Below are 20,733 nucleotides of genomic sequence, written 5' to 3' on the forward strand. Positions count from 1 at the left end.
CCCTTGCCGGGCGATTACCCGGCGTTGATGGATTACGGTTGCGCTACCGCGATGGCAGGCTGCTCGTCATTGGCAGAACGCATGGCCACCTGGTTGGGCTGCACCGGCATGCCATCGCCAAACACTTTCTGGATACCGTTGACGATCACCCGGTCGCCGCTCTCCAGCCCCTGATGAATCACCAGCAGATCCTCCACCGACCGGCCCGGTGTCACCTGACGACGCACCACCTGGTTGTTGTCGTCCACCACGTAGACAAAACGACGGTCCTGATCAGTCATCACCGCCTTGCGGCTGACCAGCAGGGCGCGGTCCAGTTTGGCCACCGGCATTTCCACCCGCGCGAACTGCCCCGGCTTAAAAATGCCATCCGGGTTGTCCAGCACCGCCCGGTACTGCAGGGTGCCGGTGCCGCTGTTGAGACGGTTGTCGATAAAATCCAGCGTGCCACGGTGCGGATACCCGGCTTCCCCGGACAGGCCGATCCGCACCGTGGCGGACTTCCCCGCGCCAGGCACCTGCAGGCTGTCGAACGCGGATTGCTCATCGGCCTCGAAATAGACATGCATGGGATTCACCGATACCAGCGTGGTCAGCAGGGTCTGGTCCGCATTGGCCAGATTGCCCCGGGTCACCATGGCACGGCCGGTACGGCCATCCACCGGGGCAGTAACGCGGGTGTATTGCAGATCCAGCTCCGCCGTATCCACCGCCGCACGAGCGGCATTTACCAGCGCTTTGGCACTGAGCAGGGCAGCACTGCGCTGGTCATATTCCTCACGGGAGATGGCGCGACTTTCCAGCAGGGTTTTCGCCCTGCCCGCTTCGCTCTTTGCCAGTTCCAGCTGGCTTCTGGCCTGCTCCAGCTCTGCGCGAGCCGCCTGCAAACGTGCCCGGTAAGGACGCGGATCGATCTGGAACAACAGATCACCGGCCTTCACCAGCTCCCCTTCCTCGAACGCCACCTGGTCGATATAGCCACTGACCCGGGGCCGCAGCTCCACGGTTTGCGGCGCCACTACCCGGCCGGTAAAGGATTCCCAAAGCGTCACCGGCTCGGCAATCACCCGGGCCACATCCACCTCCGGCGCCGGCATCTGTTGTCCGGCTTCACTACGGGCATCGCAACCGGCAAGAAACACGGCCGCCATCAATGCCACCAATAGTGCCCAATAGACACCGGCACCACTGGCGCTTTCGCCACTCAAACTTTCCATCTCCGCAACTCCTGTTATCACCACCCAGCTCTGCCGAGTTATCGAATACCCACGACAACAATCGACAGCGCACAAAAAAAACCGGGATGACTGATTCTCTGGTGAAGCCAATCACCCCCAACAGATCAGCCACTCTATTTCCTCAAGCTAAGTTGAGGTCAATACAGATTCGATTCGGCCTTTTGCTATCTTCCTCATAGGCGCCGTCTCTGGCCGTAAGCCAGACGGAACAGCAAACGATCACCAACAGATCGGCCAGTCAGGGAAAACACGATACGGAGAGGCGCCAGTTCGGCGGTAGCGGGTTACTGCGTGAAGATTGCCCGATTCTGTTAGCAAGGCAAAAAGTGATAAACCCGGCAAGGGCGATCCGGCAATATGAAGGCCGCCTTGCATTGTAATTTCAGGCAAGTGACAACAACGAAGGATGAGGTGAGCGACCAGGCTGCATTCTCAAATGACCCTACGCAAAGGCCATTACCTCAAGCACACCGTATTGACCTGCCAGGCTTTTGGACAAGCCGGGCGCCGTATCCCGGCTTGCCGTATCCACCAGGGTAGTCATGACGTATTGCCGGTTTCTGCGCAGTGATTGCCTGATCCTGCAGAAAGTGACTCAATGGGCACACGGGCTGGCAGCGCTCTGCGTATACTGCCAGCAACAGGAGGACAGGCCATGACCGTGACAACCCCGGAGTTACCCCGCAATCTCAGCGCCGGACCCCAGCAGCAACTGGCTGATATCGTCGGTCGCTGGGCCGATGGCAGCGGCATGCGCCAAACCGCTATCGAAGGTGTGGACTTGTATCGCTCTGATGGGCTGACGGCCTGCGGTTCCACCGTCTATGAACCCTCACTGATTTTTATTCTGCAGGGCACCAAGACCATTCAGCTCGGCGACCGGGAAATTGTCTATGGCCCCATGAGCTACCTGGCCAGTTCCGTGCATTTGCCGGTGCAGGGACAGATCGTCGATGCCTGCAAGGATCGCCCTTATCTCGCTGCCAAGATCACCGTGGATCCGCAGGAGGTAACGGACCTGGTGCTGGAACTGGGTGACAAGGTAGCCAGTTTCGACCCGGACAGTCCTTGCCCGGAAATCAGTTGCGGCCTGTGCATGTCCTACATGGACGAACGCATGCAGGGCGCCCTGTACCGACTGCTTAGCCTGCTGGATTCCCCCGAAGATATTCAGGTGCTGGCACCGCTGGCACGGCGGGAAATCATCTACCGGGCACTGATCGGCGAGATGGGCCCGCGCATGCGCAAGTTCGTGGCTGCGGACTCCCAGGCCAACCGGATTTCCCGGGTAATCTCCACCCTGCGTGGCCGGTACACCGAACCATTGCGAGTGAAGGAGCTGGCAGAAGAAGCCAACATGAGCGAGTCCACCCTGTTCCACAGCTTCAAGCAGGTCACTCGCATGTCGCCACTGCAGTTCCAGAAAAAACTGCGCCTCTACGAAGCCCGCCGCCTGATGCTCACCGAGGGCCTGGAAGCGGCCACCGCCAGCTACCGGGTAGGCTACGAAAGTCCCTCCCACTTCAGCCGCGAATACAGCCGCATGTTTGGCGCGCCACCGAAAGCGGATGTGTTGAAGTTGCGGGGAGAGCAGATAAGCGCGTGAATCAGTGGACAGTTGATAGTGGACAGTTGACAGCGTCGCGGACAGGCAACGATTTAAACTGAAACGCAAGAGGCCGCGCCCAACCTATGGGCGCGGCCTCTTGCGTTTTAGCTACCGAAAAATCACTCGCGTAGCTGTCAACTGTCCACTATCAACTGTCAACTCTTAAGCCTATATCCCGTCCGGAAAATCCACCACACCAGAGCGATACAGATGGCCAGGAAGAACAGGGTCATGCCGATGCTGATGCCGATGTGTACGTCGGCGCTGCCGAAGAAGCTGTAACGGAAACCACTGATCAGATAGACCACCGGATTGAACAGGGTCACGGTTTGCCAGAACGGTGGCAGCATGTCGATGGAATAGAAGCTGCCGCCCAGGAAGGTCAGCGGGGTAATGATCATCAGGGGAATGATCTGCAATTTCTCGAAGGTATCCGCCCAGATCCCGATAATGAACCCGAAAAGGCTGAAGGTAATCGCGGTAAGCAGCAGAAAGCCGAACATCATGAAGGGATGCTGAACCTCATAGTCCACAAAGAAGCGCGCCGTGATCAATATCAAAACGCCCAGTATCGATGACTTGGTCGCGGCTGCTCCCACATAACCGATGACGATCTCCACATAGGAGACCGGCGCCGACAGCACCTCATAGATCGTTCCCGAAAACGTGGGCATGTAGATACCGAACGAGGCATTGGAAATGCTCTGTGTCATCAGGGTAAGCATGATCAGGCCGGGAATAATAAACGCCCCGTAACTGACGCCGCCAATTTCCACCATGCGCGAACCAATGGCGGAGCCGAACACCACAAAGTACAGGGAGGTGGAGATCACCGGGGAGGCCACGCTCTGCATCAGGGTGCGCCAGGTGCGCGCCATTTCGAACTTGTAGATGGCGCGAATGGAATAGATATTCAGTTTCATCGGGCCTCTCCGGCTGGGGTGGCGTTTTCCGTGGCGGGCTGGCCGTTGTGGACCAGGTCCACAAAGATATCTTCCAGGGAACTCTGTCGGGAATGCAGATCCTTGAACTCGATGCCCGCAGCATTCAATGCCCGCAGCAGCTCGGCAATGCCGGTGCTTTCCTGGTTGGCATCATAGGTATAAATCAGCCCATAGCCGTCGTCCGACAAGGCCAGCGCATCGCTGCCCAGACCGGCTGGCAGACTTTCCAGGGGTTCGGCCAAATGTACGGTGAGTTGCTTGCGACCCAGCTTCTGCATCAGACGGGCCTTGTCATCCACCAGGATAATTTCTCCCTGACGAATAATACCCACCCGGTCTGCCATCTCCTCGGCTTCCTCGATGTAATGGGTAGTCAGGATAATCGTCACGCCCTGTTCGCGAAGCTGGCGAACCATCTCCCACATTTCCCGGCGCAATTCCACATCCACCCCGGCAGTAGGCTCATCCAGAAACAGGATCTTGGGTTCGTGGGACAGTGCCTTGGCGATCATTACCCGCCGCTTCATGCCACCGGACAGCATCATGATCTTGTTGTCCCGCTTGTCCCACAGGGACAGCACCTTCAGGACCTTCTCGATATGGGCATCGTTACGGGGTTTACCAAACAGGCCCCGGCTGAAACTCACCGTATCCCAGACCGTCTCGAAGGCGTCGGTGGACAATTCCTGGGGCACCAGACCAATGGCGCTGCGGGCTTCGCGATAATCGCGGACGATATCGTAACCGTCCGCCAGCACGGTACCACTGGACGGGTTGACGATACCGCAAATAATGCTGATCAGAGTGGTCTTGCCGGCCCCGTTGGGCCCCAGCAGGGCGAAGATCTCCCCGGCATGAATATCCAGATTGATGTGCTTCAGGGCCTGGAAACCACCCTGATAGATCTTGTTCAGGTCTTTCACGGAAATAACAGCACTCACCACTTTCTCCTTTGTTGGACCTGCTGACTCAGAGTCTCCCCTGAGCCGCCATATTATGCCCGAAATAACGCCCACCCGCTGGCAAGGATGATAACGGTTTGGCAGCATAAGACCTTAACCTTGGTTAAGGTCAACGTTCATCAGCAAAGGCTTCCATCATGACCCTGTCCTGTGCAGACGATATTCACAAGGCCCTCACCGTTGGCGAGGTGGCTGAACGTAGCGGCGTGGCCGTTTCCGCCCTGCATTTTTATGAAAAAAAAGGCCTGATACAAAGCTCACGCAGTGCCGGCAATCAGCGCCGCTATCATCGCGATGTGTTACGCCGGGTGGCCGTCATCAAGGTGGCCCAGCGTATCGGCATCCCGCTGGCGGAGATTGCCGAGGCCCTGGCCGAGTTGCCCGATGGCCGCAGCCCCACCGCCCGCGACTGGAAGCGCATGTCCGCCAAATGGCGCATTCACCTGAACGAGCGCATCAATGACCTGACCGTACTGCGCGACCAGCTCAACGAATGTATCGGCTGTGGCTGCCTGTCCATCAAGGCCTGCCGGCTACGCAATCCCTTTGACTCCCTCTCGGAGAAAGGCCCGGGGCCCCATTTCTAGGGGGGCTCAGGCTTACAGCGCCCTTGCGACCATGGTCGGCATTCATTTTGACATCTTCAGCGGGCACAATGTGATGCTGGCAACTTTCGCAATCAGGAGGCAGCATGAACAAGAATACCGTAACCGTGATTCCCGGCGACGGAATCGGACCGGATATCGTGGATGCCACGGTGCGGGTATTGAAAGCCCTGGATTGCGGCCTTGAATTCGAATATGCCATTGCCGGGCAGACCGCCCTGGACAAAGGGCTGGATCTGGTACCGGAAGAAACCCTGGCAGTGCTCCGCCGCAACCGCCTGGCCCTGAAAGGCCCGATCACCACGCCGGTAGGCGGCGGCTTCACGTCCGTGAACGTGACCCTGCGCAAGACCTTCGACCTGTTCGCCAACGTGCGCCCGGCCCTGTCCATTCCCGGGGTGAAGTCCCGCTATGACAACGTGGACATCATGACCGTGCGGGAAAATATCGAAGGCATCTATTCCGGCCTGGGCCAGACCGTCAGCGAGGATGGCGAAACCGCCGAGCTGCGCAGCCGCATCACCCGCACGGAATCCGAGCGCCTGCTGCGCTTTGCCTACGAAACCGCGGTGAAGCAGGGCCGCAAGAAGGTCACCGTGGTGCACAAGGCCAATATCATGAAGTCCACCTCGGGCCTGTTTCTCGACGTGGCCCGCAAGGTGCGCGAGGACTACCCCCAGCTGGAACACGAGGAAATGATCGTGGACGCCTGCGCCATGCAGCTGGCCATGAACCCGCATCGCTTCGATGTGATCGTCACCACCAACCTGTTCGGCGACATCCTTTCCGATCTTTGCGCCGGCCTGATCGGCGGCCTGGGCGTGGCCCCCGGCGCCAACATCGGCGAGCATGGTGGCCTGTTCGAAGCCGTCCACGGCAGCGCCCCGGATATTGCCGGCCAGGGCATCGCCAACCCCACTGCCATCATGCTGGCCGGGGCGCTGATGCTCGACTACATTGAGATGCACGACAAGGCCAAACAGCTGCGCCGCACCGTGCGCCAGGTGGTGGGCGAAGGCGAGATCGTCACCCCGGACCTGGGCGGCCGCGCCAGCACCAGTGAGTTTACTGATGAGCTGGTGCGCAGGCTGGAACAGAACCGTTAATTGTTGATCATGATTCCCCGCCAAGCCTTCGTCACTCCGGGCCTGCCCCGGAGTCTCCTTCAAACCATCGTAGCCTTTCCCGATGCTCTGCCAACGGAAGGAGGTCCCGGGGCACAAGCGCAGCGCAGAACAGACGAAGTCTGGCCCCGAAGGGGTGAGCGCAGCGAATAACCCCGGGATGACGTTGGCTGCCTGCGAGGCGGGTGCGAAATTCGTCACTCCGGGCTCGCCCCGGAGCCTCCATCAGACCATCGTAGCCTTTCCAAGTGCCCTGCCAACGGAGGGAGGTCCCGGGGCCAGCCCGGGATGACGTTGGTTATCTGCAAGGGGTGGGTGATACCGGGGCAACCCCCTGCCCCGTCACAACCACTTTGTGACCCACTTCCATTTTTAAGCCGATTTACCTATATTCTATTAAATTCAAACCCACTCGGGGGTTACAGCCCACAATAAAGGGCGCGGCCAGTTTCAGCATTCCTGGAGGATTAGCGAAACAGGCCTGACGGGGAATTGCCCAGCCATGGACGCGTTACTGAATTTTGTGGGGGAGATCTACGAAGCCTCCTATAACCCGGGGCACTGGGATACTGTTGCCACCGGCCTGTGCGAGCTGCTCAATGCCCGTTCCGGCGCCATCATCATGGACGATCATGAATGTCGCATCCGCGGCATGATCGGCGCCCATGGCCTGCCACGAGCCGTCAGGACGGCCTACCGGTTCGGCATATCGAAATACGACCACACCTTCCAATTGCAACGCCAAGAGCCACTCGGCAAGGCCCGCCAGATCATCCAGGCCCGGGAAATCCAGGCCGACCACCCGTTCTACTACCGCTTTATTCTCAAGCCCAACGACATCGGTTTTCTGGCCGGCATGAATGTCTATAACGACGACGAATGGCATGTGGGCATCGGTCTGCACCGTTCTTTCCAGGCTGAACCTTTCTCTGCCGAGGACTGCCTGACCCTGCAACGGCTCTACCCGCACTTCAAACGGGCCCTGCGCATTCACAAGGAGTTTCATCGCCTGCGCACCCGGCAGCAGACCCTCGAGTCCGCCCTGGGCCGTTTCATGACCGGGCTGATTATTCTGGGGCCAGACGGCACCGTGAATTACTGCAACCCGGTTGCCGAGGCCATGCTCTCGCAACACCAGGCATTAACCATCAACCGCCACAACCACCTCCAAGCCCACTACCCGCAGGAGAACCAGCAGTTACAGGAATTGCTGACCCGATTAATGACTGCCGACCGACAGGACGTCACCACCCACAACCAGGCCATGGGGCTCAACCACCCGGACCGCGAGCATTCAATAAACCTGATGCTCGCACCACTGGAAGGCTTCCTGACCGACGCCCCCCAACCCGCCGGCAGCGTGGCGCTGTATCTGTGCGCCCCTGATTCCACCTTCAATCTGCCGGCCGAGGCCCTGCGCTCCCTGTATGACATGACCCCGGCGGAAGCCAGCGTGGCCCTGGCCCTGGTCAACGGCCAATCACCAAACCAGATCAGCGAGCAGCATGGTGTCAGCGTCGATACCGTGCGCAGCCAGTTGAAAAGCATCTACTTCAAGATGGGCGTCAAGAAACAGCAGGACGTAATCCGCACCCTGCTGTCAGGAGTGATGCAGGTTGGATAATAAAAGCACCGGCATCATGAACGAGCTCTCTCTTGCAGCGTCTCCACAAGCCGACCGGGAGGAACCATCACTGCCTCTTCCCTCTCTGGATAGCAACGAGCTGCATGCCTACAACCAACTGATCAGCACCCTCTACCGCTGCCTGCACGACAATGCCGGCTTCCAGCCGTTCTTCGATGCTTTCCAGCAACACTTCAAGGCACTGCAAGGTGGCATTATGGGCGTCACCGCCAATCCGCAGCGCGTGCTCTACGCCTGGACCTTCGGTTACCCGGAAGGGTTCGAGGAGTGGTTTATCAACAGCGACCTGCCGGAACGGGATGAAGCCCTGACCCGCTATGTGCAATTGCCGCCGCGTCAGTTCGATTCCTTTCTGCACGGCGACAGCAGCCGCACCATACTGGATATTCTCGGCCCGGAAAGCCGGGCCTGGGCGGAAACCGTGGGCATGGGTGACAGCGCCGGCATGCTGGTGACCCTGGAAAGCGATACCCGTGTGGTTTTCATGGCCAACCGACATCGGGATTTCGGCCCCTATACCGATGACGAAATATTGCAGATGAACCTGCTGGCGCCGCATATCGAAAATGCCGTTGCCCTGCACCTGAAGCTATACCAGTCAAACAGCGACAACGAAAACCTGGCCATGGCACTCAACCATGTCAACAAGCCTTTGATCGTGTTCAATGCCCTGGGCAACATCGCCCAGGCCAATAACGCCGCCAGAGGGCTGCTCGACAACACCGGCAACCTTTTCATTGGTGATGACCAGCGCCTGCACAGCAGTGACAAACGCCTGACCCGTAAACTTCAGGACGCCATCACCACCTGCATTGTCCATTCCCATAAAGGCAACCTGGCATCGCGCACCCTGTTTATCCGCAACGGCGACGAGCGTCTTTCCGTCTGCCTGACACCTCTGGTAACGGAAAGCCCCGAGAACAATGGCGTACTGGCAGAGCTGTTCAGCTTCGACAGCAACCTGACCCCCGACCTGGACAGACTGCAATCGCTGTTTCAATGCACGCCGGCAGAAGCGGCAGTCGCTGTGGAGCTAATTCGAGGTCTCAGCGCCAGCGACATCGCCGAGGAAAAACAGATATCCATCCATACCGCCCGCCAACACATCAAAAACCTGCTGGCGAAAAATGGCTATCACAAACAGACCGAGCTGGTTTCCATGCTGGTCAGGGCGTTGGGGTGAGAATCCTCTGCTAACGCTGAAAGAACCAACATCATTCCGGGCTCACCTAGGATCTCACTCCGTTGGCGGAGCGGTTTGGAAACGTCGCGATGATCTGATTGAGGCCCAGGGCTTGATCCGGGGATAGCTCCGAAATGATATTGTTCACTTCACGCATGAAGTGGGCCCAGTGACAAACAGGAAAAGACCATGGCACTCGTCTTACAGAATGAGCCAGATCTGATTCAAGCTCTCTACCGCTCTCTGACTCATCGGGAAGGCTTTCATGCCTTTCTGGAAAAACTGACCAACGCTATCAAGGGCTGTGCCGCTCAGCTACTGGTCATCAACCGGCACCCCTTGCGTATGGAGCACCTCTGGTATCACGGCCTGTCCGAAGAATTCATCACCTGGTATCTGGAAAACAACATGATCGCCCAGGACGTGGTCACCAATCAGACGGTCAAGCAGACGCCGGGCCTGTTCCAGTCGGCCCTGCCACTGCTGCCGGATTTCCAGCCCGACGAAGACTATTCCAAATGGGAAAATGAGCAGGACATGCTGGACTCCGCCTGGCTGCTGGTCGATAACACCCGCACCCACAGCTTCGTACTCACCATCCAGCGCACCGTTGCACAAGGCCCTTATCAGCAAGCCGAACTGGATGCGCTCAATCGGCTGGTACCGCATATTCGCCAGACGGTACAACTTTACCGGCAACTGGAAACCCGCAACCAGGCCGCTTCCTCACTGGCCGCCATTATTGACGTCCTCCCCGACGCCACCTTTGTCCTCGACAGCATGGCGACCATCCTCTACACCAACAAGGCAGCGCGCGAGCTGATCAACCGTGAACGCTGCCTGAGTATCCGCGACGAGCGCTTCAACTTTGCCGAAAAGGATGTACAGGCCGCCTTCTTCCGCACCTCTGCCCAGGTCGTTCGCTCCAGTATGGGCAAGGAAGACTATTGCAGCGAAACCCTGTTCCTCAAACGCCAAGACCGAACACCACTGATCTTTGTGATCCGTCCCATCGAAAGCAGCGACCTGCTTGCCGGTGGTGCCCTGGTCAGCGTCTACGAACCGGACAACCGCCAGCTCCCCGGAGCGGAACATATCGCCGCCTATTTCGACCTGACACCGGCCGAAGCCCAGGTCTGTGAGGCATTGGTCAGCGGCAAAGACGTACAGGCAATCAGCGATCAATTGGGCCGCAGCGTCTCCACGGTGCGCTCACAGATAAAACAGATTTTCCAGAAAACCGGCTGTTCCCGGCAGGGGGAACTGATCAGCCGGATTCTGGCCGCGTTGTTGCGGTAGTACTCACCTCCGTCACTCCGTACATGACTCAACTAACGTCACCCCGGGGCGCACAACAGCCGATTAATAGGGTTGAGGGTAATAATCGCAATGATTGATGTTGTCTGAATCTATAGACGTCCAATAACCGGCTTGTTCATCAAACTCTTCCTGATGTTCAAAGGCGGTATAGTAGCCGTAATTCCAGTGGGTTCTGCTTTGCTCACAGACTGCATAGCTTCCATCATCATTAAGCAATGGGTCAGACCAAAGATATTCGGTGTAAACTTCTCCGTGATCATCGGCATCAAGCTCGTCATAGGCAACGAGAGTTTTAGTTGGGCTGAACCACTGTCCCTTGGCTTGAAAGGGATCCATTGATAGCTCTTCACTATTAATGAGGCCGCTTTCGTAGTAATGATAGATGCTTTCAACCAGGTTAACCCAGGTGCCGTTGCTGTTCTGCCTTAGCGGATAGTAATCGACCACGCTGGCCAGGTTGCCGTTCAGCCAATAATCCTCTTTATAAACAACCAGATCTTTTTCACGTTTCTCAAACCGGCGCTTTTCTCCATAAACAAACTCGGTAATCTCACTGTCTGACGGGTTGCTTGGAGAATCGATCACTGTGACAAGGCAGTTATCCTCCGTCTCTACGATGCTGATGGTGTCAGAGGGTTTGGTGAAATAACTTGGGCAATGTTTGGTGCCTAAATTCGCAATAAAGCGGATGTTTTGTTCGTAATCTGCATCGTAAAGATTGAACTCAAATTGGCTTTCGCTATTTTCGGTATAGAAATCGCTGTCTGCGGTGAAGGAAAGTGAGAAGGTAGCGTCATCAATGGCGATGATTTCGCCCTGGATATTTGATGGCGATATGCTCTGGATGCTGAGAGCACTGCTTCTGGCATGAAACTCTTCATCTTGCAGGTAAGAGGTGATTTTACTCCGGATAACTTCGGGAACCAGGTATGGGTAATCTTCGGCGATTTCGGAAATCGAACTGATGAGTTGATAGAAGTCACCCCGCAGAGATTCCGCTACCCCAAGAGTCCGGTTTAATTGGTAAGTTTTTGCGGTTCCGGCGTTGAGTTCAAGTTCGTTCGGGTAATCGATGGCAGGGGCTGATCTGGCCATTGCGGATTTTGATTGAAGGAGGCCAGGAACCAAATCGGCATCTGCCGGGTAAACGCACCCGTCCCAGTAGTCATCAAACCCATCAACCAGCTTCTTCGCGTTGACGTAAAGGGTGGCACCGCCAATAGCGGCCATGGCAGCGGCCAGAGGCGGTGCTGCGGTGGCGCCATAGCTGGCAATGGCAATAAGGCCAGCGCCCCTGGCGACGCGAATGACCTCCTTGATTTTCTGGTCGCTCATGGTGCTGCAAGTCAGCTCATTATAGGCTGCACGTGCCTTGGCCTCAGTACCCACGAGCATTGCCTGCTGCTGTTGAATAACCCGGTAAAGGAAATTGATATCCTCAAGGGTCAGTTGGTCGAGGTTGACCGCCTCAAGGGCGTTGCGGGCATCAATAACGTCATTCACATTTTCAGGGGCTGTGTTTTGTGACTGTAACTGGGCAATCAGGGCATCCAACTCCAAGAGGCTGGTATTGATGTGGTCTTGAAGGTAATAGCGTGCGGTTTCAAATTCCACAAAGTCTGGCTGTGTTACTTTGATGCTGAAATCAAAGGGGTCCAGGTTGTCAAGAATGACAGTCAGAACATATTCGCCATTCTCGATGCCAGGGGGAAGAATAAAACGAAGATCCAGTTCATCGGTTCTGACCAACTGCAGGAAAACGGTTTCCGCTTCCCCATTCTTGTCCCGGAGAAAGCCTTGCTGGGTCTCGCCTGAAATGAGAATTTCATTGGGCCCTTCTAGCTTGTTAAAGCGAATGGTATAGGCTTTTCCGCTTTTCAGGCTACCAGGGTAGTCCACAATGTGTCCTCCGCGAACGGTCTGGCTTGATCCTGGAGAGCCAGAATCACCAGAAGACCCACCGCCACCACCACAGGCAGACAGTATGCTGGCCAAAAGCAATGTAGCCAGCATCCTTGCGCAAACTGAAATGGTACTGCTCCATGCCGAAGACTGTTCTTTCATCCGAATCCCCCCCGATAATTCGTTTGATACTGAAGGTGCATGATTTCTCGGCAGAGGACATCCCCAATATGGGGGATGTCATAGGAATTAATGACAAAATCCGGAAATTAGCGAACCTCTGAAAATCGTCATCCCGGGCTTGCCCCGGGATGACATTGGTTATATTCAAAGTCCGGAGCGGAGGGTGAGCGCAGCGAATAACCCCGGGATGACGGTGGTTATTGGCGAGGCGTGTGGTAAATTCGTCACTCCGGGCTCGCCCCGGAGCCTCCCTCAAACCATTGCAGCCTTTCCAAGCGCCTACCAACGAAAGGAGTCTCAGGGCGAGCTCGAGCAAACCTACTGCTGATACCCACCAGCCGGAGTACCGGAACCACTATTACTGCACAGGCACACGTAACGGTAGGCATCCCAGGAAACACGGGCACCATTCGGCCGGCCATTCTCACCACGAACCGGCTCCTGCTTGTAAGTCGGCGGCCGGTTTAACCAAGTGATATTTCCCGTCTCCAGATTATAGGCACCTGCTACGACAGGTTTGCCACCCGCCGGGCACTGATAGTCCGGGCTTGCCTTGCCGCTGTTGAGGCCACGGACATCAAACACCTGATTCATTGCCGGAACGGTAGTAGGGCCGCCACACACCCGATAGGCTGATTTCCCAGAAGAACCTGCCCCCGCTGTTGCAACACCACCGGATTTCATACCGCCTGAACCACTGCTGGCCGAGACATCAAACGAACGATCAATCTCTTCCAGCTCCTTGTTCAGGTCACGCATTGCCGGAGCACTACGCACCCGATAGCCGGAGCTGGAGCTCACATCACGCACCCGCTGCGACGCATACGCCTGATTCACAACACGGTGGGTTTGCGCCATATTGCGGTCCAGCATGCGATTCGTTCTCTCGAACGTGGTCTGGATATGATTCATGAAATCCGCCATCTGCTGCTGCTCACGGCGCCGTGATTCCGCGCGTTCAGCGCGGGCTTCCGATTCCGTGATACGGATTAGTTGCTGTTCGATCGGTGCATATTGCTGTTTGACATTCTTGTCTGACGGAGTCCTGGCGACACGGTCATCCACGACCGCTGCAGCGACACTGGCATTCTGGCCGAATAGACCAGCGAACCAGTCCCGCTGTTTTTTGTACGTAGAATCCAAGCTGGAGTAATGGCTCGACGCCTGCCTCCTGACAACCTTCCATTCCGATAAACAGGTTTTAGATTGATAGAAGGTATTATTGCTCCCTGTTTCGCATAAGCGGCCGAACCCGTTTTTACTGATGAATGAATAAACGGCTTCTCTCTCAGCCCCAATTTTCACCACTTCATTCAGCGCCTTACTCAGGTCTGGGCGGGAGGCAATATAGGAACTGACAGCCTGTTTTTTGGCCTTAAGCCTTTCCTGGGCAATTTCCTGCTGACGTTGACGCTCGGCACTCTCCTTTTCTCTTTTTTCTTTATATTCAGCATAATACTGTTGCGGGTTTTTCCAGCGAGATAACGCCTCTGCCCCATGCCTATCAATATCGGACATCATGGCAAGGCTAATCTCGGCATTATTATAATTCACTTCAGGAACCTGCCCTTTTCTTCCAACAATTTTCTTTGCGGCATCCTCGCAAGAGGAGAGCCGCTTCGATCCATCGTCAATATCCAAGCCATAATCAACCAATACTTTCAATTTCTTCATATGGTCGGGGCCGATATCATGAAGCTTTACACTTTTATCTCTATAGTTATTGTAATAGCAGAATAACGCTTCCGGGAAAGGTCGCTTCATGACGAGATATCTTTCATAATACGAATCTATTCCATGCCACTCACCAGCATCATCAGGTAAACGAATTTCAGGATCCGCACCTTTCTCAAGAAGAAGCGACATCATAGCGACGGCATCGTAATCACCAGTGTAAGGCGGCATCCCAAAGGTCGATCGACAGGCATTCCTGGAGGCAGCACAATAAAGAGGTGAGGCATACGTATCTCTAGAATAACTTACGGAAACACCAGCCTTGATCATTTCTTCTGCACGTTTCGGATCGATCATTATTGCCGCAAGCAGTGGCGTCACCCTCAATTTTTGTCCACCTCCAATATCCCAAGTCTCCCTACCATTCATTTTTTCATAACCATCAAGATACTGGTAAGTTTTTTTGGCTCTACCTTCCATGCTTACACCACAACCTGACAGCATAGAAAGGGAAGCCACCAAAACGGCTATTGACCACCTGACTACCCACTTATTAAAAGCACCAAAAGCCATATCTAAAGCCCCACTCATAGAATCATTTAATAAACCCGGAGAAATCCACCTGATAAAGCACAAAGGCCTTGATGCTATCCTGATTCGACAACCCCGCCTTGCGCATATCCCCATCTGCTGCCACTTCGATTTCCACGCCAACGACAAAACTATCTTTACAATACTTACTTCTCGGACACTCTATTTTTTTTAGTTCTCTGCCAATGGAAGGAGGTACCGGGGCTAGCCCGGCATGACGGCAAAGAGCACAACAATACATCAAACCAGCGTCACTCCGATCTCACCCCGGAGTCTACCTCAAAGCATCGGAGTCTTTCCAAACGCTCTGCCAGCGGAAGGATACCCCTAGAGCCTGGAATGATACTGGTTATATTCAATGGATTGAGGAGAATGCCGCCCCTTTTCTCCGAACCATCTAGCAAACGCAAAAAGGGGAGACATCGCTCCCCTTTTTTCTGGATACAGACAAGGAATTACTGAGGAAGAACCTCGCCTTCGCCAACAGGGTTTGCCACATCACTGACAAAGAACCCGAGCAAACTCTCGCTGCCGCCATCAACATGACGGAAGTCAACAATCACGGCATCCGAGTTACTGCTTTTGATAGGCGCAAGCGTCCAGCTTCCGGTGGACTCGTCCGACATGGTTTCAGTGAAAACCAGAGTACCGCTTGTGGTGGCTTTCCAAGGCGCATCAATGGTGCTTGATTCTCCGGCCCCGGAGCCAGGAGAGAAGGTCATCGTGCCCGTGCCATCTTCGTTGAGAGAAATATTGGCTTTGTCATCTTCGCCAACCAGGTCAATACTGAAGTCAATATTCATCCCTTCGAAGAAGCCTTCTTCTTCACGCTCGACGATAACAGTACTGGCATTCCCGGCCAGGTCTTCCAGCTCCACAGCGAAACGGCCAATACGACTGAAACTAAAGCTGCCGTCGTCGGCATGAGTAAAGGCCAGGTCGCCCCACGGTTGCTGTTCATAGGACTCAAGCGCATTAGGAGAATCTGCATCATACAGACCCCCCGGCCCGTCCGTTTCAGCCTCAACACTGGAGATAGTGAAAGCGCCACCGCTAGTCGAATAGGTTCCCCACTCGGAAGACACCTCTATCGGAGAGGCGCCCTCATAGGATTCCTCATTGGCATTGTGCGCTATGGTGTAGTTGGAATCGTCCAGAATCGTCAGCACATTGAAAGCGCCGCCCTCTTCTGCCAGATACCAGGCCCCGACAAGGGGGTTCGCCGCGTTTTTAATCGCTGTAAAGGTTATCGTATCGTCTGCTTCGTACTGATCATCAGACAGCTCACCGACAGAAAGAACGAACTGATTATCAACCAGCTCCAATTTTACGGTCTCATCTGATAGATCAGACAACCCACCACTATTATCGGATTCACCGGACACCGTCAGGGTTAAGTCGCCAGATACGGGATCCCAGGTATAGGTTCCCCATTCGGCAGTTGCAGCCTCTTGATCACCATCATCAGCATTTGAATGAGCAATGATGTAGCGATCATAATCCAGGAAACTCAATACATTGCGGCCATAGTCATCTTCAAACAGCCAACTGCCGCGTAGATCCGCCTGCTGAGAAGCGGCGAAATGCGCCTCGGCCTCTCCTTCCGTTACCAGGGTTTCGCCAATAGCGGCCTCGGCCTCGCTTTCAAAGGCGGCGGCAGGCTGATTCACCTCTACATCCTTGCCAACAAAGCTATCAAGCGTTTGCTGACTAATGGTGATGCCGTTGTCAGGATTGCCGTCATCATCCAGGGTCTGCAGCAACCGCAGCACATTGGTGACCACATCCGCATCGTTACCTTCGGCCATATCCGCCGGCGTGACACGCCCGCTTGCCGTTACGGCTGGCAGTTCGGTATCGCCAATGCTAAAGATGACGGTATCACCCTCAACATAATTGTATTCCCCCAGCGCATTGGTCTTGCCGCTCAGGCCGCCCGGGTTGGTTTGATAGTTGATACCCGCTACGGCACTGTCGGTAAAAACACCGGTTTCGGATTTTGTGGAAGGCCCGGCCGGGGCTGACGAGCCACCAGACGAGGAGCCACCACCCCCACAAGCCGTTAACGCCACGGCCAGCGCCAGTGAGCTGATTTTCAAGGTTTTCATGATCCCTCCAGTCATATCGATATTGAGATGACTCGATCATCACTGCTCGGCCCCCTCCCGCGCATCCCCAAAATTGGGGATGAGTGGGCACTAACCTCTTTTCCTATCCCCTTCAAATCATGGTGGCCTTTCCGAAGGCTCTGCCAACGAAGGGAGGTCCCGGGCACAAGCGCAGCGCAGAACAGCCGGAGGCTGGCCCCGAAGGGGTGAGCGCAGCGAATAACCCCGGGATGACGGTGGTTATTTGCGAGGTGGGTGGAAAATTCGTCACTCCGGGGTTATTCGCTGCGCCTACTCTCCGGATGCGGCGGACAGAAACGGGGTTTGTGGAGCGGGCTGGTAGCGTAGCACCGGCAGGGCCCTGACAAGGGCGGTGAGCTGCGCCTGGCTGGATACTTCGGCCTTGAGGAAGATGCTCTTGATCTGGCTGCGTACGGTATGAGGAGACACCTGACACAGGGTAGCGATGTCAGCCACCTTTTCGCCCTGGGCCACCAGGGCTGCGACTCGCGCTTCTGCCTGGGTCAGACCCAACAGGACCACCAGTTTGTCCAGGTCGAATTCCGTTTCCGCCTCACCGTCCAGCAGAAAAAGCGCACAATGGGCGGGCACCGGCATCAACGCCCGATCCGCATCCGGGTGCAGGGGCATGACCTGAATCAGAAGCGGGGTTCTGGCAAAACGGGGCAGAGGGATCACGCCACCGGTGACCGGTGCCAACGACGCCTTGCTGGCAAAGGAGGCTGTCAGCAGTTTGCCCAGCTTTTCCTGTGCCGCCTTGTCTTGCAGTCTGAGTTTTTGTCCATGCAGGTATAGCTCGGTATTGTCCTGAATCAGTTGCCAGGCCTGCTCGGAAATGTGGACCACATTCTGGTGGGCATCAAGCAGCAACAAGGCATTGAAACGGCCTTGCCGTTCCAGGTAGTCCTGCTGCTGATTCTGTTGATGCATGATGGCTTCCAGCCGCAGCGCCCGGCGAATATGGGGCGCCAGGGCATTGAAGGCATTGGTCTCGGCGCGGGTGAAATGGCCCTGTCCACCGGTGCGCTGCATGAACACCTGGATGGTTTGCCCCTCATGCTGCCAGATCGTGCCGCTGGCACCATGGTGGATATCCAGTTCACGGGCCCAGTCATTGAAGAATTCGGACCGGTAGAACGTCTTCTGGTCACAGATGCCGTCAAGAAAGGAAGAATAGAATTGGCCGGGCGGCAATGTTGCCAGCCCGGGCCGCCATGGACACAAATTGACGAAATGATCCACAAAGGCCTTGTGGGCCTTGGCATCCGTATTGACCTGTACCCCGGAAAATACCTGGTCGGCATTCTTGTTCATCACCAGAATGCGAGCGGAACGGCTGTCAGACAGGCTGACCATCCGGTTCAGGAATTCCTGCCAGCCTGATTTCTCATACGGTGCGTAATACAGGGTATCCAGTAACGCACTCAACCCCTTGCCAGCAAACACGATGGCAACCTCTTTTTTGCCGACAACCTCTCAGTACCATGGCCGAGAAGGTGCCGGGTCGAGCCCGGCATGACGACGTCTTACCGGGTTAATAATAACCCTCATGACGTTTCACAATAGCACCCTGCACTCCTGCTTTCATGACTCATGCGGGCAAATTCAGCACCAGCGCGGTCAATTGGGACTGAGAGTGCGCTCCCGTCTTGCGGTAGATGCTCTTGATATGATGGCGCACGGTATGCACCGACAGCTCGATTTCCTCAGCGATCTCCGCCGGACGCCGCCCCCGGGCAACAAGGCTGGCAATCCGCGATTCCGATCCGGTCAGACCCAACCACTGCCCGATCACATCCTCTTTGGCGGTTTCCTCACTTTCCCCGGCTACGACAAACACCGCGACCAGACCATGGGAAGGAAACAGCTTGTCATCCCGAGGCTGCACCGTGCTGACCAATAGGCGCGATGCCTCCGAGTCACTGCCGTTCAGATTGATCATCCCGCTGAATTTACTATCAAAACATTTCTGAATAAGGGCATCCAGCGCCACCTGTTGCTGGCGCCGGACCAGACACAAGCGCCCCTCTTCAAGCTTCATGGCGGAGGTACGACTTAGCAAGTCCTCTGCCTCGGAAGACAGAAACACCACATTCTGCTGGCCATCCAGTAACAGCAAGGCTCCCTGCTTGTGCTGCTGTACCGCTGCCTGCCGGTCATTGAGCACCCTGGCCACCACTTCCTGGCGCATGGCCCTGGCGATATGGGGCATCAGTGCCTCAAGGTGCCGCCTGTCATCCTCGGAGAACGGCCCCTCGCCCACCGGGCGTTGAACTACAAGCCCCAGATGAGCCTCATCCATGTCGTGACGAACCTCGCACAGGCTCAAGTCGGCATCACGCTCTCTTTCCGGCCGCGCTGAACCCCGACTCTGATACGCCACGACTGGCTCGCCGCTATCCTTGCTCAGCATTAACAGCCGGGCAGAGTCCGCCGCGCAAAGGAGGGCTATCCGCGCCAGACAATCCTGCCAGCCTCCTTTCTGGTGGGGGGCGAAATAGATCGCATCCATCACTTCTGTCAGTTCATCATCCCCGAGCACCCCAGGCTCCCTTCCTGATCGTCAGTATTACCGTAGTCTTTGTGTGCGGGTCGCACATCCCCAATTTGGGGTATATAGAGCCCTGCCAATCACTCAATACAAGCAAAACAAGCGTTTTGCACTAACACCTAAACGCGCATCGCTATGTGTGGGGATTGATCGATTGAAAAACTGTCTCGAGTGTTATACATGCCTCTGCCGACACGATCCCGTGTCGGCAGCCCCGCTTTCCATGAAACTCACTGACAGTAAGTATCGTAAGTTTTACGAGCCAGCTCCACCTGCGTCTTGTAGCTTTCATAGTTTATTTCAGCGGACTCGTAATCCCCCATTTCACAGTTAGCTTCAATGGCATCATAAAGAGCATCAGCAGTCTGAAACTGTAGCGATGTTTGGGTACCACATGACTGTGCAGCTTGCCGCTCTTGCTCAGTTAGCAACTCGGGAAAATCCGCACAAGACCCTCCGCCACCTCCTCCTGTGGAAGCTTCCTGAAACTGGTTAATTAGCTCCTGCATTGACTCAAAATCCGTTTCCATAACAAAATTTCTCCATTCCTCGCAGCTATAACCTTCTTCACGACTGGAATCGAGGAAACATTGGCGGGCCTTAGGAGCCATATACAGAGTATTCGGGTTCCATTCTCGCGCTTCACCCGCTAACAGAATCTTGGCATTGGCGATATGTGGAAATAGGGAAATATTTTTCCCATTCACAGTCACCATGACCATCCGGTCTTCAACGTCGGACACATCGTCTAACCTTTTCGGCGTTTCAATCGTCACATCCTCTTCTGAGTAGATGCCTTCCCTCTCCAAGGCATAACGCACCATGCGTTCAGCAACCCCCATTTCCTTGGCAAGGCCTTTCCATTTCATGGGCTGAATGTCCAACTCACCCAATACACCACCTTGAGAGTCAATCTTGATGACTGGTATGAAATCATTCCTTGAAATCCCACGAACCACTATCGATCTGTCTGGCAACAAAGGGTAATCACCCCGAAATTTAGCCCTGCTCAAAAGTAGAATTTTCTCGTAACCTAGCACGAAGGAGATTCTGCATGAAGAAGTCACGATTTT

Annotated in this window: 15 protein-coding genes; 6 read left to right on the forward strand and 9 right to left on the reverse strand. The window is 55.6% G+C overall.

Annotated features, from left to right (window positions below; genetic code table 11):
- Window positions 1-32 precede the first annotated feature (32 nt).
- The gene (locus C4S63_RS13625; RefSeq protein ID WP_103917892.1) at window positions 33-1,217 is read right to left on the reverse strand and encodes an efflux RND transporter periplasmic adaptor subunit; all 1,185 of its coding nucleotides are present in this window, start codon (window positions 1,215-1,217) and stop codon (window positions 33-35) included.
- A 676-nt stretch (window positions 1,218-1,893) separates the two neighbouring features.
- On the opposite strand from C4S63_RS13625, the gene C4S63_RS13630 reads away from it, so the two are divergent.
- Entirely contained in the window at window positions 1,894-2,844 is a 951-nt protein-coding gene (locus C4S63_RS13630) for an AraC family transcriptional regulator (RefSeq protein WP_062815439.1), read from the forward strand.
- Window positions 2,845-3,002: 158 nt separating this feature from the next.
- Here C4S63_RS13630 and C4S63_RS13635 read toward each other — a convergent pair whose 3' ends face one another.
- Window positions 3,003-3,764 carry an ABC transporter permease gene (locus tag C4S63_RS13635; RefSeq protein WP_062815508.1) on the reverse strand — a complete coding sequence of 254 codons (762 nt, stop codon included), beginning with the start codon at window positions 3,762-3,764 and terminating at the stop codon, window positions 3,003-3,005.
- Window positions 3,765-3,766: 2 nt separating this feature from the next.
- Complete coding sequence (locus C4S63_RS13640) at window positions 3,767-4,732, reverse strand: ABC transporter ATP-binding protein (RefSeq protein WP_062815438.1); 966 nt, start codon at window positions 4,730-4,732, stop codon at window positions 3,767-3,769.
- A gap of 158 nt (window positions 4,733-4,890) precedes the next feature.
- Between C4S63_RS13640 and soxR the strand changes: the two genes are divergently transcribed.
- The 5 genes from soxR (at window position 4,891) to C4S63_RS13665 (ending at window position 10,609) form a co-directional block, all read left to right on the forward strand.
- A complete protein-coding gene (gene soxR, locus C4S63_RS13645) occupies window positions 4,891-5,340 on the forward strand; it encodes a redox-sensitive transcriptional activator SoxR (protein WP_062815437.1) in 450 nt (149 codons plus the stop codon).
- Between the two features lie 104 nt (window positions 5,341-5,444).
- Window positions 5,445-6,464 (forward strand): isocitrate dehydrogenase, encoded by a 1,020-nt coding sequence (locus tag C4S63_RS13650; RefSeq protein WP_103917894.1) that lies wholly within the window; start codon window positions 5,445-5,447, stop codon window positions 6,462-6,464.
- A gap of 520 nt (window positions 6,465-6,984) precedes the next feature.
- Window positions 6,985-8,106 carry a helix-turn-helix transcriptional regulator gene (locus C4S63_RS13655; protein WP_103917895.1) on the forward strand — a complete coding sequence of 374 codons (1,122 nt, stop codon included), beginning with the start codon at window positions 6,985-6,987 and terminating at the stop codon, window positions 8,104-8,106.
- The gene (locus C4S63_RS13660; RefSeq protein WP_235000024.1) at window positions 8,099-9,310 is read left to right on the forward strand and encodes a helix-turn-helix transcriptional regulator; all 1,212 of its coding nucleotides are present in this window, start codon (window positions 8,099-8,101) and stop codon (window positions 9,308-9,310) included. The genes C4S63_RS13655 and C4S63_RS13660 overlap by 8 nt, the downstream gene beginning before the upstream one ends.
- 189 nt (window positions 9,311-9,499) lie before the next feature.
- Window positions 9,500-10,609 (forward strand): helix-turn-helix transcriptional regulator, encoded by a 1,110-nt coding sequence (locus C4S63_RS13665; RefSeq protein WP_103917896.1) that lies wholly within the window; start codon window positions 9,500-9,502, stop codon window positions 10,607-10,609.
- A 63-nt stretch (window positions 10,610-10,672) separates the two neighbouring features.
- Here the strand turns inward: C4S63_RS13665 and C4S63_RS13670 are convergent, their stop codons facing one another.
- The 6 genes from C4S63_RS13670 to C4S63_RS13700 form a co-directional block, all read right to left on the reverse strand.
- Entirely contained in the window at window positions 10,673-12,694 is a 2,022-nt protein-coding gene (locus tag C4S63_RS13670; RefSeq protein WP_146063384.1) for a hypothetical protein, read from the reverse strand.
- Between the two features lie 339 nt (window positions 12,695-13,033).
- A complete protein-coding gene (locus C4S63_RS13680; protein WP_146063385.1) occupies window positions 13,034-14,869 on the reverse strand; it encodes a hypothetical protein in 1,836 nt (611 codons plus the stop codon).
- Between the two features lie 566 nt (window positions 14,870-15,435).
- The gene (locus C4S63_RS13685) at window positions 15,436-17,088 is read right to left on the reverse strand and encodes an adhesin (protein ID WP_103917900.1); all 1,653 of its coding nucleotides are present in this window, start codon (window positions 17,086-17,088) and stop codon (window positions 15,436-15,438) included.
- A 291-nt stretch (window positions 17,089-17,379) separates the two neighbouring features.
- On the reverse strand, window positions 17,380-18,555 hold the full coding sequence (locus tag C4S63_RS13690; protein ID WP_103917901.1) for a helix-turn-helix transcriptional regulator: 1,176 nt from the start codon (window positions 18,553-18,555) through the stop codon (window positions 17,380-17,382).
- Between the two features lie 145 nt (window positions 18,556-18,700).
- Window positions 18,701-19,651 carry a helix-turn-helix transcriptional regulator gene (locus C4S63_RS13695; protein WP_103917902.1) on the reverse strand — a complete coding sequence of 317 codons (951 nt, stop codon included), beginning with the start codon at window positions 19,649-19,651 and terminating at the stop codon, window positions 18,701-18,703.
- A gap of 239 nt (window positions 19,652-19,890) precedes the next feature.
- A partial coding sequence (locus tag C4S63_RS13700) for a hypothetical protein (protein WP_235000025.1) occupies window positions 19,891-20,733 on the reverse strand: 843 nt, incomplete at its 5' end.

The organism is Alcanivorax sp. DSM 26293 (assembly GCF_900107995.1).
In the GTDB taxonomy this organism is placed as follows: Bacteria; Pseudomonadota; Gammaproteobacteria; order Pseudomonadales; family Alcanivoracaceae; genus Alcanivorax.

Coding starts and splice junctions, on each gene's coding strand:
- C4S63_RS13655 (WP_103917895.1), top strand. CDS start 6,985: ATGGACGCGTTACTGAATTTTGTGGGGGAGATCTACGAAGCCTCCTAT.
- C4S63_RS13630 (WP_062815439.1), top strand. CDS start 1,894: ATGACCGTGACAACCCCGGAGTTACCCCGCAATCTCAGCGCCGGACCC.
- C4S63_RS13625 (WP_103917892.1), bottom strand. CDS start 1,217: ATGGAAAGTTTGAGTGGCGAAAGCGCCAGTGGTGCCGGTGTCTATTGG.
- C4S63_RS13680 (WP_146063385.1), bottom strand. CDS start 14,869: ATGGAAGGTAGAGCCAAAAAAACTTACCAGTATCTTGATGGTTATGAA.
- C4S63_RS13650 (WP_103917894.1), top strand. CDS start 5,445: ATGAACAAGAATACCGTAACCGTGATTCCCGGCGACGGAATCGGACCG.
- C4S63_RS13670 (WP_146063384.1), bottom strand. CDS start 12,694: ATGAAAGAACAGTCTTCGGCATGGAGCAGTACCATTTCAGTTTGCGCA.
- C4S63_RS13685 (WP_103917900.1), bottom strand. CDS start 17,088: ATGAAAACCTTGAAAATCAGCTCACTGGCGCTGGCCGTGGCGTTAACG.
- C4S63_RS13665 (WP_103917896.1), top strand. CDS start 9,500: ATGGCACTCGTCTTACAGAATGAGCCAGATCTGATTCAAGCTCTCTAC.
- soxR (WP_062815437.1), top strand. CDS start 4,891: ATGACCCTGTCCTGTGCAGACGATATTCACAAGGCCCTCACCGTTGGC.